This window comes from Varibaculum prostatecancerukia (assembly GCF_943169825.2).
Classification (GTDB): Bacteria; Actinomycetota; Actinomycetes; order Actinomycetales; family Actinomycetaceae; genus Varibaculum; species Varibaculum prostatecancerukia.
This window is the reverse complement of record NZ_OW968402.1, coordinates 72,859-91,238: the sequence shown is the minus strand read 5'-3', so window position 1 is coordinate 91,238 and position 18,380 is coordinate 72,859. Positions and strand designations below refer to the sequence as shown.

Annotated in this window: 7 protein-coding genes and 1 pseudogene; 1 reads left to right on the top strand and 7 read right to left on the bottom strand. The window is 54.5% G+C overall.

What is annotated here, in order from left to right; translation table 11 throughout:
- Nucleotides 1-5: 5 nt before the first annotated feature.
- The 6 genes and pseudogenes from KO216_RS09630 to KO216_RS00320 all read right to left on the bottom strand — a co-directional run.
- Nucleotides 6-74 (bottom strand): annotated as a pseudogene (locus KO216_RS09630) (zinc-ribbon domain-containing protein); the annotation flags it as partial.
- 161 nt (nt 75-235) lie between these two features.
- A complete protein-coding gene (locus KO216_RS00340) occupies nt 236-2,428 on the bottom strand; it encodes a hypothetical protein (RefSeq protein ID WP_215522291.1) in 2,193 nt (730 codons plus the stop codon).
- The gene (locus KO216_RS00335) at nt 2,421-3,122 is read right to left on the bottom strand and encodes a hypothetical protein (RefSeq protein ID WP_215522290.1); all 702 of its coding nucleotides are present in this window, start codon (nt 3,120-3,122) and stop codon (nt 2,421-2,423) included. Before KO216_RS00335 ends, KO216_RS00340 begins: the two co-directional genes overlap by 8 nt.
- Before the next feature lie 137 nt (nt 3,123-3,259).
- The gene (locus KO216_RS00330; RefSeq protein ID WP_215522289.1) at nt 3,260-5,734 is read right to left on the bottom strand and encodes an ATP-dependent Clp protease ATP-binding subunit; all 2,475 of its coding nucleotides are present in this window, start codon (nt 5,732-5,734) and stop codon (nt 3,260-3,262) included.
- 224 nt (nt 5,735-5,958) lie between these two features.
- Nucleotides 5,959-6,672, bottom strand: coding sequence for a rhomboid family intramembrane serine protease (locus KO216_RS00325; protein ID WP_215522288.1), 714 nt, complete (start codon nt 6,670-6,672; stop codon nt 5,959-5,961).
- A gap of 51 nt (nt 6,673-6,723) precedes the next feature.
- Nucleotides 6,724-7,233, bottom strand: a complete 510-nt coding sequence (locus KO216_RS00320; protein ID WP_215522287.1) for a peptidylprolyl isomerase — start codon at nt 7,231-7,233, stop codon at nt 6,724-6,726.
- Between the two features lie 172 nt (nt 7,234-7,405).
- Here KO216_RS00320 and KO216_RS00315 point away from each other — a divergent pair, with 172 nt between their 5' ends.
- The gene (locus tag KO216_RS00315) at nt 7,406-7,915 is read left to right on the top strand and encodes a hypothetical protein (RefSeq protein WP_251451693.1); all 510 of its coding nucleotides are present in this window, start codon (nt 7,406-7,408) and stop codon (nt 7,913-7,915) included.
- Nucleotides 7,916-8,313: 398 nt separating this feature from the next.
- Here the strand turns inward: KO216_RS00315 and KO216_RS00310 are convergent, their stop codons facing one another.
- Nucleotides 8,314-18,027 (bottom strand): VaFE repeat-containing surface-anchored protein, encoded by a 9,714-nt coding sequence (locus tag KO216_RS00310; RefSeq protein WP_215522286.1) that lies wholly within the window; start codon nt 18,025-18,027, stop codon nt 8,314-8,316.
- Nucleotides 18,028-18,380: the final 353 nt, after the last annotated feature.

The following is an 18,380-nucleotide window of genomic DNA, read 5'->3' as shown; positions in this document are numbered from 1 at the left end:
AACTGAGCCCCGCATATACTACAAATGGTGGCTCCATCGGAATTGTTATTGCCACATTGCGCACAAAAAGCCATCTTATCTATTCCTTAAACCGGGGAACTTTTAGATTCTGCTGCGAACCTAATAACTTCAACTTTATCCTGCCAGTGCCACCAGGATTGATATATCGCTGCGTCTAATTATTAAGAGCTATTTTACTTCTCGAAAATTAGAGGCTCCGAAAATACCTGAAATATCAGGGCAGCCACAAAGTGCCATCCCCGGCCGCCAGCAAATTATTCGCGATTCCATAAGAAATCGCCCGATCACAAAGCTGAGTAACCTGCGGTGTCACCGGAGAAATTCCATAGAGTAGCTGGAAGGCTGCGCGCACGATTTCTGCGCGCTCCAGGCTATTGGTGCGCGAAATCTGCCACCGCAACGCATTCGCAACCTCGGTCAAAGTCAGTGACCCTAGTTTGCGGGGCAACCCCACCGGGGATTGCAGGGCAGTGTTCCAGGTGAGGGGGTCTATTTTGGCAGGCCAAACCGTGCGCATTCCCGGTTCAGGCACCAGTTTTAAACTTGGACCCAAACAACGGGCGACCTCATCGGGGCGCCGATCGTTATAACCAACCCGATATTTTTGGCACAACCGACGCGCCAAGAACTCTAGCGGCATCGGGCCTTCGGCATGAATAATACTTTTGGCGAAGGACGCGGTAGACCCGGCAACTGCCGGTTCATCCAGGCTCTGCTTAGGTCGGGTAAAACGGGGCCTGTAGTCGAAATAACCGCGCACTCGGATAGTGATTAACCGGGTAGAGGGTTGGCGGTCAGCCTCCGCCAGTATTTCCCGAGGTTTGTGGGGAGCCGCGGGTGGTACCTGCGATGGTAACAGTGGGCTTTGTGCCGCCCTCCGTAAGGCAGAATCTGCCGGTGAGGGCGCCTCCTCTGGGAACTCAGCACCGTAGAGAGCTGCCGAATCTGGCATTTCGTCCTCTATCTCTGCAAAAGCTGAGCGTGGCGCCCTAGAGTGGACATCCGCTTGCCCCCTATCGGTGGCGTGTTTATTGCGGGCAATAAACTCGTCAAAACTCATGTTTAGCTGAGAATCTAGACCCAGAGCCTGGAAATATTCCCAGCCAGCGGCGGCATTTGCCAAGTCCACGTCCGGTGCCGGGGCGGGGGCGGTTTGCGGGGTAGGAGTAGGTGAATATACCGGGGCAGCCGCGGGAAGCGGTGCGGGGGCGGACGTGGGCATTACTGGAGGTGTCGCAGGAGCGGGTTGCATCTGTGCCGCAGGGGCAGGATAGGTGGGAACTGCCGGCGCAGGGGCAGGGTTAACCGGCTCTTGCGGATAGCTGGTAGCCAGGGACTGTTCGGACACTACCGGTGACATCGAAAAAGCTCCCGGAGCTTCGTTTGTCACCACCGGTTCAGGCGCATTTCCAGGCAGTGGAGCCGCTGGTGAAGCCGGCGGTGTTAGAGCTGGCGTCGGCGCAGCTGCCGGCGGCGCGGCCGGTAAGGGTGAAACTTGGGGTGGCGGCGGCGCGGGACGTGACCCGCTATCCCTAGCGGGCGAATGCTCTGGGAACAGTTCCGCCCGTTGAAGAGAGCTACGAGAAGGGAACCGGTGGGCTGAAACAGCAGCAGGCGAGTTATTCACTGGGGCTGCCGGCCTGGCAGCGGGGCTGGCGCCCACTGTGGGAGCAGCATTCGCGCCAGCTTCCATGGGAATCCAGGGCATTTCTCCGCTAGGAGTACGCCAATTGGCAGAAGACGCTGCCGGGGCTGCAACGTTGGCACTGGCCTGAGAAACCGGGTAGGTTTGCGCCCCTACCGGCGAAGATTCTGCGTGCGCAGCCCCAGAATGGTTTGCTGATTCTGGATTGGCGGAAGCATAGGCCTCCGAAATCATTGCGGCTAGCCCCATCCCCAGCGCTTGGGTATCTCCCTCATCTTCCGGGGAGTGTTCGGGGGTGGGTTGCGGACTTTGAACCGCTGCAACTGCGCCTTCACCACCTGAGGGAACTGATGTCAGTGGCGGCGTCTGTACCGAAGGTGGTGCCGGTGCCGGCCTTACCTGTGGTTGCGCCACGGGCGGGGCGTTTTTCTCTGCCTGAGCAGAACCCTTTTTTCCTAAATCTGGGATAGCATGCAAGACCAAAGAGGCTGGATTTTGGGAAATAGACTGCCCGGCTTTCATCCAGAGCCCGAAAACTTTTTCCGCCAGGTCACCTTTACCGCTCAACATGGCCACCAAAGCCACTGTATCTACCAGCCTTTTTACTTGCCAGCGCGGTAACTCCCCGGAAGTGAGAGCGCGGCGCGTTTGCTCGATACCGGACCGTAAATCCTGCAAGCGAGGGTCAGCAAGCTGAGGTTTTAGCTGGTCAGCTAGTTCTAGGCAGCGCTGCGCCACCTTGGTAACCGTCAGTTTAGCCATGGCGCTTCGCCCCCTTTCGTAAACTCAAACAAGTCACCATCGAGGGGGTAACCAGCCACGCATCAACCCGCCCAGAACTGACGATAGCGACCGCTTTACGAGCTTCGCGTCTTCCTGGTTCCCGATCCCCTCGCTGTATCTGCGAAAACCATTTTAGCAGGTGGACAACTTCGCTATCGATACCGCACATAATGTGGGGTGAAACCAAGAGAGCACATTGCGGCCACTGCAACTTTTTGCGGGTCGCCTGTGCCACTTCCTCTGACAAATAATCGTCTACCCAGGCAAAACTGGTGTTTCCCGCAGAAGTCATGACGGCGGGGAACTTCGAGCGCGGATCCCCGTTGGGGCACCGCACCCAGGGTAGATCTTCGGAAATGCCTAGCAGTGGAGACAGGTGCTGATTCGCCCATTCATTCCAGGACGTGGCCCAGTGAACTTGGAAATATTTCCCCAAGTCTCGCAGGCGAGAGCCCATTCTACGAGACAGCACCACATTCACATTAAAAGAATCATCGGGTTTTAAATGCACCAGGTGTGCGCGCAGCAACGGATTAAGGATGCGTCGCCCGACCCGACCCCAAAGGTTCAAAGGGCCGTCGACATCCAAGAATAGGATAGGCAGGCGGGAGCAGACGGCAGTATCCAGGGCGCTGTCTGGCGCCTCTACTGTCTGTTCCTCCGCGGTGCCCACCCGTCCTCCTTAAAAACTGCTAACTCCACATTATCGCGAGATGATAGACAAAGGAGACTTGCCGAGAAAACTTAGACACGAAAGATACTCAGTTGCTGTTTTCAGGCAACCTGGATGCGGGCGTCACCACGTGGAGGCTACTTGCCGTTGAAGGTAAATTCCTTTTCTCCGTCCTCGCCCTCGCGCACATCCACCAAGATTTCTTGACCGGGCTCGATATCTCCGAAGAGAATCTTTTCGCTGAGGGCGTCCTCGATATCGCGTTGGATAGTGCGCCGCAAAGGACGCGCCCCCAAAACCGGATCGAAACCGCGAGTGGCTAGTTCTTCGCGAGCCGCATCGGTGAGCTTCAAGGTCATATCTTGTTCTTGGGTGCGTTCTTGAAGTTTGGCAATCATCAAATCCACGATCTGGCGGATTTCTTCCATCCCCAGCTGCGGGAACACGATTACTTCATCTACACGGTTGAGGAACTCCGGACGGAACTGCTGCTTGAGTTCTTCCTGTACCCGATTCTTCATCCGCTGGTAGGAACCGACCTGGTCATTATCCACCTGGAATCCGGTTTGCACCCCTTTATTGATTTCCCGAGTGCCCAGGTTGGTGGTCATGATGATTACGGTGTTCTTAAAGTCCACCATCCGCCCTTGGGAGTCGGTGAGCCGTCCATCCTCTAGCACCTGCAGAAGAGTGTTGAAAATATCGGCATGGGCTTTTTCAATCTCGTCAAAAAGCACCACCGAGAAGGGCTTACGGCGTACCTTTTCAGTCAACTGCCCGCCCTCGTCATAGCCAACATATCCGGGCGGCGCTCCGAACAGCCGCGACGAAGTGTGCTTTTCGCCGAACTCCGACATATCTAGTTGGATTAGCGCCGATTCGTCACCGAAGAGGAACTCGGCCAGGGCTTTCGCCAGCTCGGTTTTACCCACCCCGGTGGGGCCGGCAAAAATAAAGGATCCGCCGGGACGATTCGGGTCTTTAAGCCCCGCGCGCGTCCTCCGGATAGATTTGGAGAGGGCGCTGACCGCTTCATTCTGGCCGATAACCCGCTTATGCAGCTCATCTTCCATATGCAGCAGCTTCGCGCTTTCTTTCTCGGTCAGCTTGAACACCGGAATACCGGTGGACATCGCCAAAATCTCCGCAATGGAATCTTCATCCACGGTGCCAATCCGGTCGCCCTCCCCGGACTTCCAGTCAGCCTCTAGCTGGGCGCGTTTTTCGCCCAACTGTTTTTCCTCATCGCGTAAGCGCGCCGCTTTCTCAAAATCTTGGGCATCGATTGCGGCTTCTTTATCGCGCCGCGCCTCATTGATTTTCTCGTCCATTTCCCGAATCTCGGGAGGAGCGGTCATCCGGTGGATCCGCAGACGCGCCCCGGCCTCGTCAATCAAATCGATTGCTTTGTCGGGCAGGTAGCGATCCGAAATGTAGCGGTCAGACAGGGAGGCTGCCGCGCGAATCGCGTCATCGGTAATTATTACCCGGTGGTGCGCCTCGTAACGGTCACGCAAACCGGTCAAGATTTTCACGGTATCTTCCACGCTGGGCTGTTCCACCTGGACTGGCTGGAAACGTCGCTCCAAAGCCGCATCTTTTTCAATATATTTGCGGTATTCCTCGGTGGTGGTGGCGCCGATGGTCTGCAGTTCTCCCCGTGCCAGCATGGGCTTGAGGATCGAGGCCGCATCAATCGCACCCTCAGCGGCACCCGCACCCACCAGGGTGTGAATCTCGTCGATGAACAAAATAATGTCCCCACGAGTACGGATTTCTTTCAAAACTTTCTTGAGGCGTTCTTCAAAATCGCCGCGGTAACGCGAGCCTGCAATCAGCGACCCCATATCTAGGGAATAAATATGCTTGTCTTTAAGGGTTTCAGGGACGTCTCCGCGCACAATCGCCTGCGCGAGCCCCTCTACTACGGCAGTTTTACCCACCCCGGGTTCCCCAATCAGTACCGGGTTGTTCTTGGTGCGCCGCGAGAGGATCTGCATGACCCGTTCCATCTCGTTGATACGCCCGATCACCGGATCCAGCTTGTTCTCCCGGGCCGCCTCCGACAGGTTGCGCCCGAACTGATCCAGAATCGCCGAGCCGGACTTTTGCGGCTTCTGGGTGCCGGTGCCGACCCCCACGGTTTCTCCGCCGGTTTCGTCTTGGTTTGCTCCCGGATAGCCCGACAGCAGGTGAATCACGTTTTGACGAATGCTTCCCAGGTCAGCACCCAGATTGGTGAGTACCTGGTTGGCTACGCCCTCGCCCTCGCGGATCAGCCCTAACAGGATATGTTCGGTACCGATATAGTTATGCCCCAGCTGCAAGGCCTCCCGCATCGATAGTTCCAGGACTTTCTTGGCGCGGGGAGTGAAAGGAATATGATCTTTTGAATCGTTTTCACCTTTGCCGATAATCTCAATTACCTGATTCCGGACACCTTCAAGGGAAATGTTGGCCATTTCCAAGGCTTTTGCAGCTACGCCCTCGCCCTCGCGGATCAGCCCCAGCAGAATATGTTCGGTACCGATATAGTTATGCTCCAGGCTGCGCGCCTCATCTTGCGCCAGCACTACTACCCGGCGCGCCCTATCTGTAAAGCGTTCGAACATTTTGCTCCTTGAACTTTGGGGAGGATTCTTTCGGTTAGGGAATTGACTCCACTATGTACATTATTAGGTTTTTGCCCTCGCTCTCACCTGGTTTCACTACCGGCTAAGGCTAATTTTTTCCCGGGAGGAGGACGGCGGGGCAGAATTTTTGGAAAAGGCAGTTATCCAGAGCGCAGATAAGGAAAGTTCGCCGATTCTATCCCCAGTATTACGCGGGAATAAATCTAGATATAGCACGCGAGAGTTGCAGCGAATAACACCACAACCGAAATCACGGTTACCAGTAGGTTTCCTATGATTTGGGTGCGTTTGACAGTGGCGGTGGCGCGCTGGCGATCGACAATATCCGGGATAGCTTGCCCCAGTTGCTTGCGTCCTCGCCTGCCCGAGATCACTGCCACCAGGTGCAAGGCCCACCCGATGAGTGCTCCCACCAGGGCGCCTCCTAGGTGTCCTTGCCAAGACACGTTGGGGATTACGAACCCGATTAACAGGTTGATTATCAGCAGTCCGCCCAGGGCAGCGGAGGAGGCGTGCAGGTTGCGGGTGTAGACGAATACGCCCGCGCACAGCCCGAGGACTGCCCCGGAGGCGCCCACTACCGCTTGCTGTTGCCCGGTGAGTAGTGCCCACGCCAAGGTGCCTAGCGAGCCTCCCCAGGCTGACAGCAGGTAGATCAAGAGAATCTGATAGCTGCTAAGCACTCGTCGAGCCAAACTCCCCAAGATGTACAGGAACGCCATATTGGAGGCCAAATGCACGATACCGCCGTGTAAAAACGCGGCAGTCAAAAACCGCCAAGGCTCGGTAAAGCCCAAGGTGGGGTAGAACAGGAATTGATCTACCAGGCTGGGAACCAGCCACGACGCCACGTAGACAATACCGCAAGCAATAATGAGGACGTTGATTACATTGAGCCGATTGTTAGGATTCGTCATTTCTCCAAAAAGTTAAATTTGTCCGCCACCGAAGTGGCGGACAAATGAAAGTTACTCGCTGATTTCGATGGATTCGATGGTGATGTCTTCGAGGGGACGATCGCGACCATCGGTATCGACTGCGGCGATGGCGTCAACTACCTCGCGAGAAGCCTGGTCGGTGACTTTTCCAAAAACAGTGTGTTTGCCGTTTAGCCACTGGGTAGGCACCTGGGTAATAAAGAACTGGGAGCCGTTGGTTCCCGGCCCAGCATTCGCCATTCCTAGTACGTAGGGTTCGTCAAAGGTTAGTTCGGGAACGATTTCATCGCCGAAACGATAACCGGGGCCACCAGTACCGGTACCCAGGGGGTCGCCGGTCTGGATCATGAAGCCCTGGATAACACGGTGAAAAATCACTCCGTCATAGAAGGGTTCATTGGATTTAAGTCCAGTCGCGGGATTTTGCCATTCGCGTTCGCCGGTAGCCAGACCTTTGAAATTGTTTACAGTCACCGGAGTTTTATCCGGAAACAGTTCGACCTTAATGTCGCCTTTTGAAGTGTGAATTGTTGCTTCCATAGCTTTTATTCTCTCATGAAAGCTATAAATCCGATACTCGACCTTACTAAATCTCGTTATTCCCAGGGCTTATTCTTCCCACAAGTTCGGCTTGAACGTCTAAACTGGAAGCGTACTAATTGTCGTTGCCGAAGCGGGGGAGCCTCGGCTCATCCAAGTTAAAGGAGCTACCATGAAAACATGCTGCCCGTATAAGCTATTCAAGCAGGCGCGAAGCCTGGCCGATCAAGGCAAGGATATTGTTCTTGAGGGCGCACAGGATTTGCAGGAAAAGGTCAGCAACGACCTAGTGCCCAATGTGGAACACGCAGTAGGTAATATGCGCGACCAGTTCCACGAGGTAAAGAAGCATTCTGAAGAGTCTTTGAAGGAGGCTGCTAAGCAAGTGAAGAAACAAACAGCAGACAAGATTAGTAAACCAGCTCCGAAGCGGGGTCGTAAAGCACTACTATTCCTGGTATTGGCGGCTGTGGCCGGTGGCGTTGGCTACCTGCTTTACCGTCGTTCCCAGCCGGTTGAAGACCCCTGGGCAGAAGAATATTGGGAGGACGTGGAAGTGAGCGAGTTCGATCCGGAAGAAGCGGCAGAGAAGGCTCAGGACAAGGCCAAAGAGGTTGCGCACAATGTAGCCGAGAAGGCCGATGAAGCCGTTGACGCGGTAAAAGACAAACTAGACAAATAGTTTCTGAAATCTTATAAACAATGCCCTCCCTGCTTTTTGCAGGGAGGGCATTGTATTACCATTTTTGCCTTTATAACCATGTAAACTACCTTCGCGCGGCTCTGGCTCGGCAGCAAGCTACACACTAACTAACGCAAAGCGGGCCTAAGTTTTTCCTCCTGCCCAGAGTCCGGAAAATACCGCAGGTATTTCCCGGACTCTGGGCAGGAGGAAAAAGCTATTCCCCCGCCCTCAGATTTGGTGCTTTTACCGAGCCAGACCCTCCTTTTTCGCCAGCATTTTTAGTCGACTGCCACGAGATTTTCAACCCCCGAAAAAGGCACGGATACAAAGCCTCGGGGCCGGAAGCTTGGCTTCCGACCCCGAGATCCTTCTAGTTATTTAGTTATGTGTCTTTCCTAGTCCTCGAGTTCTTCGCGCTGGTAGCGGCGGATTAGTACTAATCCGATTCCCGCAACCACTGCCAGAACACCGGTCATTGCCATGATCCCAGTGGTGGAGCCGGTCTTAGCTAGTACCGTGCGCACCACATTCGGGAACCCATGAGAGGGGGTCACCGGGGTCGGAGGCGTTGTTCCCGGGGTGTTCGGGGTCTTAGGTGTCTCGGGCGGAGTTCCCGGAGTGGGGTTGTCCCCGCTCAGGGTCTGTGCCGCATCGTTGATGTCACGGTGGAAAGCAACCTTCTCAGCACCGGGGGTGGGCTGACCATCCTTGATATCCGAGGTCTTGTAGAGATCCTCGAACACCACGTACTGGCGGTTAGCCTCGATAGCTTCACCCTTAACCGTGAAGTAGACTTTCGCCTCTCCGCTGGTTTGGCCTTCCGCTACGTGGAAGGAGCCACGTTCAGCTTTCGCGCCATCCTGCTGGTTTCCATTCTTGTCCAGGTAGGTTAGCGGAGCATTGGTGGATTTATCCATCAGAGTTCCGGTAATGGTGTATTCACCGGGCTCCAGGTTCTTCCACTTGACCGTGTCTTCGATTACCGCATCTTGACCCGGAGTCAATACCGGTGTACCCAGGTGGGAATCTTTAGTTCCATCGTTGAAGGTAGTTCTATTCTTAGCAACCGTGGCGATCTCCGGAGTCTTTTGTTCCGGTGAGGCCGGCGGAGTTACCACCTGAACCGTCTGATCGGCGTCCTCAAAGTTGGAGTGGTCAACTACCGGAGTAGCTTTACCCACAACCTTGCCATCTTTAACATCGGAGGCCTTGTAGACCCGTTCAAAGACTACCCAGCTGGAGTTGCTAGAGATATTATCTGCCGGCACGGTGAATAGTGCATTGATGGTTCCGGTCTTCTCGCCCTTCTTGACTTCGAAGTTAACCGTCGGGGTGTTCGCCCCTACGACCGGCTTAGCGGTCAGTTTATCCATCAAGGTACCAATCATGGTGTACTTGCCAGGAGCTAGGTTCTTCCAGGTGGCAACATCTTGAACCTGAGCGTTTTCGCCCTTCTTGAGGTTCAACACTTTGTCCTGGTCAGCGTTGTCACGCGCAACCGTGCCTAGTTCTGGGAAGTCCTTGCTGTAGACGTTCTTGATGGTGACCTGGATTTCCGGAATCACATCAGTATCCACATTCGGTACCGTGAACTGGGCAGTCTGGTTGTTGATCTTCGAAACCGCCATCATTTCCGGATGCGAGGAGCTGAAGCTAATCGCGTTCGGCATGATGCCATCCGGATTCGCCTCATCGGTCAGCATCTCGGTCAAGGTACATACCGCACCACTTTGCGGCTGATGCTTGCCCGGTAGACCGGCCGATACGCCCGCTGGCATCTCGAAGCTGAAGGCTCCTCCGAAGTTCTTGTCACAGCTAATGGTGAACTGGTACTTGCGATCCTTGTCCGGCACCTGTCCGTCCATGACCTTTTCAGTCACCTTGGTGAAGCTGATCTTGGGTGGAGCCTGGGGCTTCTCAACTACCGTCACCGTCTGGTTGATGGAGTTCAGATCCAGCTCGGATACTACCGGCTCGGCGCCCTCAGCCGGTTGCCCGGTCTTGGGGTTAACGTCGCTAGCCCGGTAGATACGTTCGAATACTACGAACTTTGCACCCGAGGTTCCGGTCGCTGACGCCGGTACCTGAATCTTGGTAGTCAGGCTGCCCGCAGTTTCGCCGTTATTCACGGTGAAAGGAACCGCCTTAGTGGTGGCACCGGCAACCGAGTTACCCTTCATATCAACCAGTTGGCTGAGCGCCTGGTAGTTACCTGCAGGCAGGTTCTTCCAGTTGACGGTATCGGTTACTACCGCATCCTTACCCTTTTGGATTTCCTTTTCATTTTCCCCATTGGTGGTGGCAGTGGTACTTACCGAGGGAGCCTCGGTAACGGTCACGGTCTGCGCATCATCGCTGGGGTCATTGTGGGAAACCACAGTCGAGGTGTTCGGCTTGGGGTTGGTGCCGTCAGTGTCTTCGTAGTTGTAGAGGTGTTCGTACACTACGTACTTTCCGGCCTTCCCGATGGCTTCCGTAGGCACATTGAACTTCATGGTGGTGCTGCCCGCCAAGGAGTTGTCCTTGGTGATTTCCAGTACCACTGGTTCGTTGGTAACTCCCGCTACCGGGGCAGCGTTGTTATCCGTGATGTGCATGAGGTTACCGGTGAGCAGGTACTTGCCTTCCGGCAGGTTCTTCCAGGTGACAGTATCGGTTACCGTGGTTGCGGTTCCCGCCTGCACGCTAGAGCTGCCGTTATCGGTTACCGCCCGAGTTTGCAGTTCCGGTTTGCCCATCTTGTTGTAGGTGTTGGTCACGTTCACCAGCACTTCGGGCACCTGGTCGGTCGCCGCCGGCACGGTGAAGTGAGCCGAACCCGCAGTGGAGTCTTGCTGCACAGTGAAACCGTTAGTTCCACTGGTCAGCGCGATTGCCGGGGTTACCTGCTGGTCGATGGCGTTACGCAAATCCTCGTTAATCGAGCATAGGTAGCCAGTCCGCAAACCGGTAACTTCGGTTTCCTCGCCGGAACGTACCGCTAATGTACTGGTGGTTGCGGCTTTGCCGTCCTTATCCAGGCAGCTCACGGTGAAGTAGTAGGCGCGGTTGACAGGCACATCCATGCCGGTAGCCACAACCTGCTTCTTAATCTTGACTTTCGCAGCCGGCGGGGTCGGAGGCGTAATCGCCTCCACCGTCTGGTCTGCGTCAGTGAGTACTGCGTGTTCCACAACCGGCTTGGCGCCATTGTTCGGGGTTACACCCTCTACATCACCTGCGCGGTAAATGTATTCGTAAACCACGTAGTGGCTGCCAGCCTTTAACGAGTCACCGCTGACGGTGAAGGTGTTCTCCAACTTCCCGTTCTTCACGCCCTCTTTCACCGTGAACGGTGCGGGGGCGGAAGAGTAGGAAGTGACCGCTTCGCCGGTCTTCTTGTCCATCAGCTTGCCGATCAGTACATAATCACCGGGCAGCAGGTTCGCCCAAGATACCTCGTCCACAATGTTGGCGGAGGTTCCAGCGTAAACCTGGTTAGCCTGCTTGGTTTGACCGTACATACCCGCGGTGCCTTCGGCATCCTTAGCGGAGGTCGCCACCGTGGGCTTCTTCGGCGCCGGGTAGGTGTTGGTCGCGGTGAACGCCACCCTTACTTCGGTGAGCTCTTCTTTCGGCATCTTGAAGGAGGCCGAGTTATCAGAGCTAATCAGACCAATCTTGTTAGAGTTCGCGCTGAACTCTACCTGAGAGGGGGCAATCCCCGCTACCTTGGCTGCTGCGCTATCCTCGGTCAAGGTGCAGTTAGCGCCCTTGACGTAAGGCAGGTCAATCGGCGACCCAGCAGTTACCTGGTAGGTCTTTTCTTGCGACTTGCCATCAATCGGGCTGGAGCACTTCAAGGTGAAGGCAAACTGCTTGGTGGAGGGAACCTCTAGTCCTTCGCTCTTAACTACCTTTTCCAAGGTGAGTTTGGGAGTGACCGGGCTTTGCGGTTCTTCACCAATAGTTACGGTTTGTGCTTCGTCGTTAATATCCGAGTGTTCAACGACCGGAGTCTTTCCACCAATCACGTTGCCGTTTTCATCGACATCGCCCTGGCGGTAGATCTTCTCGAACGCTACGAACTGCGACTTGGCTTTCACCTGATCCGCGGGCACCTCGAAGGTCATTCCTTGAGTGCCCTGCAGCTCACCGCTGGCAACCGAGAACTTGACGACCTGCGCCTTAACGTTCGGTACCGCCTGCTTGGTTGCCTTATCCATCAGGGTTCCAACCAGCACATAGTTGCCGGCGGGCAGTTTCGCCCAGCTGACGCGGTCAAGCACTTTAGCCGGGGTCTTGGCGTCAAATACCTTGGTACCAGTCGAGCTGGTAGCGGTAGTTGCCGCCCGCGGCCCTTCGTTTACCGTCTGATTTTCATCATTCGGGTTTTCGTGCTTGGTGACCACGGTTTCGTCACCGGGGTTGTTCGGCTCTCCGGGATGGAGGTATTCGAAGGCTACCAGTTTCGCGTTCTGGCGGATTTGTGCCACGGTTACCTTAAAGGTCATCTGGGCTTCGCCAGACTGCAGGGTTCCTGCCTCGCCCGGAACGGTGAATGCCTTGGAGGTGGAGCTGACACCAATCGGGTTACCAGCACCATCAACCAGTTTCCCGGTCAAGTGATAGGTCTTACCCGCTTCCAGGTTCCGGTATTTCACGGTGTCAACCAGGGTGACCAGATCGGTATCGGCTTTACCGGTAGTGTCAATCTGCTTGTTTTCACCCTCGTCGGTCAGTACCGTCGCAATCCAGGGGTTAACCTGTTTGGTCTGGTTCTCATCCTTCGGATTCTTGTGGTCGGTGACCGGCTCGAATCCGCCGTTGACTTTCAGATCCAACTGTTCGAACGCTACTAGTGTCGAGTACTTGGCTACATCGGCCCGGCTCAGCTTGAACGGTAGTTCCACCACGCCGCTGGGGGAAGTAATGGTTACTTCCTTTTCGGCGGTAATCCCGGTGCCGGTGGCATCGGTCTTATCTGCGTTGGGCACTACCAGTTCGCCGGAGAACTTGTAGGTCTTACCGACCTGCAGGTTCCAGTAGCTGATCTTGTCGGTCAGGGTGTAGGTATGATCCGCATCCTCTACCAGGTCGATATTGCCGCCGCGTCCTTCGCCTTTCAGCTCGGTCGCGATCTTCGGCTGATCGGGGGTCTGGTATTCGTTGGCGGCCTGCACGGCTACCGGAGTCTTGGCATCATCACCGATGGTGATAATCGCGCTTTGTCCGGAGGCCGGGCCGACTCCTGCGCCCTTGCCGTCAACTGTCCAGCTAACGGTTTGAGCGTTGGTGCCTTTAGGTAGCACTTGCTGCTCAGTTACGGTACAGACGGTGCCTGCGCGGAACTGGGCGTTCGCCACTACCGGCTCACCGCCCGGCTTCACGTTGGAAATATTACCGTGGGCGCCATCGGTGCAGTTGTAGGTGAAGTTGAAGCTGGTGGGCAGGTTCTTGACCTTGTCTTTGCCCTCGCCGGCTACACTCACCGAGGTCTTCTGTACCGAGAAGGTACCCTTTTGTTCGATCGGCTTATAGGTATTGGTGGCTTCAACTACCACGTTCCCCTGTTGGCCGTTATTAAGCCACTGTGCCTTCGTCATCGGTTTGTCGATAGTGAAGGTGTTGGAGGCTGCGGTTGAAGAATCGTTCTGGCTACCGTTCCAGCTGATGGAGTGCTTCACCTTGGCGGTGGACAGCTCGTTTACCGGAATGAACTTACCCTTGCTGTCGACAGCGCCGAGTTCTTCAACTTTAACTTGGCTTCCGACCGGCAATCCCCAGAAGGAGTAGGATCCACCAGCAGAAATGGTTTGCTCTTTCTGGTGGGTGGTAGTGCCATCCTTATAGGTCAGCTTGAACTTGTAGTCCTTTATATCTAGCCCCTGATCTGCGCTGCCTTTAACTACCTTCTTCAAGGTGAAGGCACCAAGCTTCTGGGTGTAGTTGTTGGTAGCCAGGATCTTAACTTTCGCGGCCGGAGCAGTCAGCTTCAGGGTTACTTCCAGCTTGCCGTCAGTTCCGGTCACTTCGGCGCCATTGGTACCACTTACCTCCATGCTAGAGCCAGCATAATCGGCGTTTTCTACCGATTTCGGAGTTTCTTCCCAAACTTTACATTCGGTACCTACCGGCAGGTTGTTAAGCTGCGGGCGAGTGGGATCGGCGCTGGAGAACGTCTGGCCATGCTCGAGCTTGAAGTTGCCCTTTACCGGGTAAGTGCTACCGGGAATGGTGCAGGAGTAACCAAAGTCGAAGGCTACGTCTTTGAGGACGGTTTCGGGAGAAACTACTCCGGAGACTAGTTTTTTAACTTCGAATCCGCCAACTTTTTCATTGACGTACTTGTTTTCGACTTTGATAGTCGCCTTTTGGCTTTCCCCAGCCTGAATCGGGTTGGACAGTGCCGCGTTATGCAGGGTCTGTCCCCCGATGGTTACCATCTGCGGAGCTTTGCCATCGAAACTGGTGGTCAAAGTGGTGTTCGCTACGTTAATCCCGGTGGTGTCCTCGGCTACCGCGCACCAGGAACCTACGGGAATACCGGTGATGGTTACCGTAGAGTTCTTGTTTACGCTTACCGAGGTTAGCGGCACGGTAATGCTATCGGCGCTTTGTCCGGTAGCACACAGGTACTTCATTTGGAAGGTACCAGGAATCTTACCCGCACCGGCGGTCTGGTCCACTACCTGCTTGGAGATTTCCAGTTTCCCGGTCTTCTCGGTGTAGGTGTTAGTGGCTACCAGTGCCACCGTGTTATTGGCATCGGTACGGAAAGTAGCAATCCCGCCCGCTTGGCTCTGCACACCAGTCCATTCCAGGGTGCGATTGAGGTTCTGCGGGGTGGCGCTATTTTCTTTCACCTGGCACTGGATGCCGGGCTTAACCGAAATAGCTTGCGAGGTCTCCCCAGCCTTCAAAGCAGGTAGGGAAGTCCAGGTGCTATCACCGTCACACTTGTAGGAGAAGTCGAAAGAGTTCGGCACGTTGAAGTGCTTTACTTCGGCTGCTTCTACGTTCTTGCGAACGGTGAACTTCGCCTGTTTCGGGGTGAAGGTGTTGGTCGCAGTCACCACTACGGTCTTGGCGTTGCCCTCAGTTAGTTTGAACTGTGCAACAGTGCCGTCACGGTTGGTGTCAGTTCCGGAGAACTTTACTTTCACCGTATTTAGGTTGTCGCTTACTTCTTTCTCGCTTACCTGGCAGCTCTGACCGCTGGTTAGTGCGCGGTTGGAAACCGTGGTTTCACCCTGGGTGGTGCCTTTGCGCACCAGCACGGTGGCGGTGGTCTTGTAACCATCGCAGGATACATCGAAGTCGAACACTCGATCGGTATTCGCGTTATCGTCTACAGTCTTCTTCACGATCTTAAACTCGGCAGGTACCGGGTTCTTCGGGGTTACCGTGATGGTCTGCGATCCATCGTTAATATTTTCGTGTTTCGCGTAGGGGTCGCTCTTCGGCTCAGTGGTCTGTTCGCCTTGGTAGATACGTTCGTAAACGACGTATTTCCCGTCAGCTTTGACTTTGGAGCCATCAACCTTCAGCTCAACTTTAGCGGAGCCGTTTTCGGTGCCATTGGTAAATACCTTGCTGCCGCTGGCAATCACGTTCTTCGGGTTGCTGGCATCTACCAGGGAGGCGAAGGCCGTGTAGGTGCCCGGCTTGAGATCTTTGTAGTCGATCTGGTCTTTGACTTTGAAGTCTTTCCCATCGGCTTCCACCGAGCTGATCAGCGAGTTTCCGTCATCACGCACCCACGCCTTGGTTTCAATGCTGGGCAGCTTATGCGGCTTGGGGTTGACGCTTACGGTCTGACCACCATCGTTCGGATTCTCGTGGGTAGCAACCGGCTCACCGGAGGTGTTGTTTGCGCCCTTATAGACTTTCTCAAACACCACATAGGAGGCACCGGCTTCTACCTGGTTTGCAGGTAGCTTGAGATCCATCGTCACCGTGCCGGTCTTACCACCAGAAACGCTGAAGGTCTTTTCAGTCGCGGTTCCGGGAACCTCGGTTACCTGGTCGCCGCTCTTCTTCATCAGCTTTCCGCTGAGGGTGTAGCTACCAGGCTGCAACTTGTGCCACTTCACGGTATCGGTAATCGTCACATCCGCACCTTCGGCGGGACGTGCATCTTTACCGCTAGCGTCGGATTCGCTGGTCACCTTAGCAGTGGTGCCAATCCGTGGCTTTTCAGTTACGGTCTGGCTGGCGTCATCTTTGTCCTTGTGGTTGGTGACTTCTTTGCCGTCTTCAGGCGTGGTGCCTTTGTATAGGGTTTCGTAAGCTACTAGCTTCTCGTTGTCCCGAATCTTCTGCACCGGCACCTGGAAGGTCATATCAATGGTTCCGGAATAGTAGCCGCTGCCGTTGTCGGTAGCACCCGAGGCTTTCGGATCGAAGGCTTTGCTAGTGCCGGTCACGTTAACGGGGTTGCCATTACCGTCTACCAATTCACCCTTAATGACGTAGTTCTGTCCGCCCTTAAGGTTTTCAAACTTGACCTTATCGATGAGAGTTACGCTGTCGGTACCTGCCTTACCAGCGGTATCGATCTGCTTGGCTCCATCTTCGCCCTCCAAAGTGGTCCCAATCTTCGGCTTAGGTTCCTCCGGGCAAGTAGAAGTGAATTCAAACGAGCTGGAGGCGGAGCCGGAAACGGCTACGGCATACTTACCCAAGTTCACCTGGGACTGGAACTGAACAAATTTCTTAGAGTTCTTGAATATATAAGTGCGGGTGAGCTCAATGCTGCCATTGAATGAGGCATTGATGCTCGCTGTCTGCGCTTTACCGGAACAGGCAGCGCCAGCATCGAACTTAATGCCTACTAAAATCCCTCCGGGGGAAGCTGCCTTGGCGATGGAAGTGTCGGCGGGTAACTCGAGGTTGCTAGATCCGCTAATTTCCAATTTGCCCTTAGCTTCTTGCAGCAGCGCGATTGCTTCGGAACTGCCAATCAGGTTTACCCGGAAGTGAGTATCATCGGCACGGGTAACGCTGAGTTTAATTGACTCCAACAGTTGCTTATTGGTTTGATAGGTGGCTTCATCCTTGGCCATACTGGCGGCGGTTTCCGCTTTCCACTTTGCCAATGCCTCTTTATAGGCTTGCTCATCAGCGATTTGCTGTTCTTTAAGCGCTTGATATGCCTGCCACATTTTGATTTCGGCATTGGCGATGTTCTTAATATGCGGCAATATCGCCCGAGCCGCATTGGTAACCGTCCAGTCGATGGCACCATGTCGATAGACAGTAATTCCCTCTGCGGGAGAATTCTTCTCGATTGCCCACACTAAAGCCTGGGCAGCTCCATTCTTCTGGTACTGGTCGAGCTGATTCATTAGCTCAAGAGCGGCTTTGTGCTCTTCAATGAGCACTTTGTTTTGCGTGTAAAAATCTTTGCCTGCCGGGAAACGGGTGTCTACATCCATTAGACGGCGATCCCCGCCGTTGTAGATATAAGCCAGAGCTTTCAACTGGCGCTGAATATCAGGGTCAGACACCAAGCGTTTGGATTTTGTGTCGACATAGCCAACACGTTCATCAGCATCAATAGATACTTTCAAGCCTGGTTCTTTGGCGTGTCCGGGCTCACCCGGGTCTAACCAAGACCGGTCGATCGCAATTCCGGGTTGAACGCAGAATGCACTGGTATAGTATTCCGGTGCTTTAGTTAGAACTCCCTGTTTATTAGCATCGCGATAGACATCCCCGCGATTCTTCACCATCAGGTAATTCGCGTTATGCATCCGAAACGTGTCGGGGAATTCTACCTCCCAGTCATTTGACCACCCATTGCTTGCGGTTAACGCATTGTTGTACGCGGCTTTTTCCTCATCAGAGTACCAATGCTCGTTCCTCTGACCGAATTGTTCCGGCCAGAATTTAGTACCCGCGGCGAAAGGCGGATTAGGTATATCCCAGTTTCCGTCCTCTTGCTCTTCGAAACTCATACCCGCTTCAACGGCTTTGAAATCTTTCGCCAATTGGGCATTCTCGGTATCCGAGGCCTGGGAGGGGGCTACCAAGGTGGTGATAGTCCATGCCAGGGCTAATGCGGCAGCTAATCCAGCGACGATCCAACGCCGCAACAACTTCGCAGTTTGACTGTTAATCATCATTTATCCTGTGTCTACTAGAAGGGAGGGATCGGCATCTCCACCAACAGATCCTGACGAGGCGTTCGTCTGGGTTATGTCACGCCCAAACGCCCCGCCTGGAGGGACCTGGCCTGTTGTCAATGCCGACAGGAACACTATTAACTTGTCTATGTGCAGTTAATATATTTTAATGCACTTACCATCTTACAAGATTTTCATAGAACGACGCAACAAATTCTTAAGATTTTCTCAAACTTTTTTAGGCATTCTTGCCAGCATATCCCCTGCTACCAGGGAGATTAGCTTCACTACATTCCTAGCTACGCCAAAAAACGTGTAGAGGTTCACAGGACAAAAGCCCCAGGAAAATACCC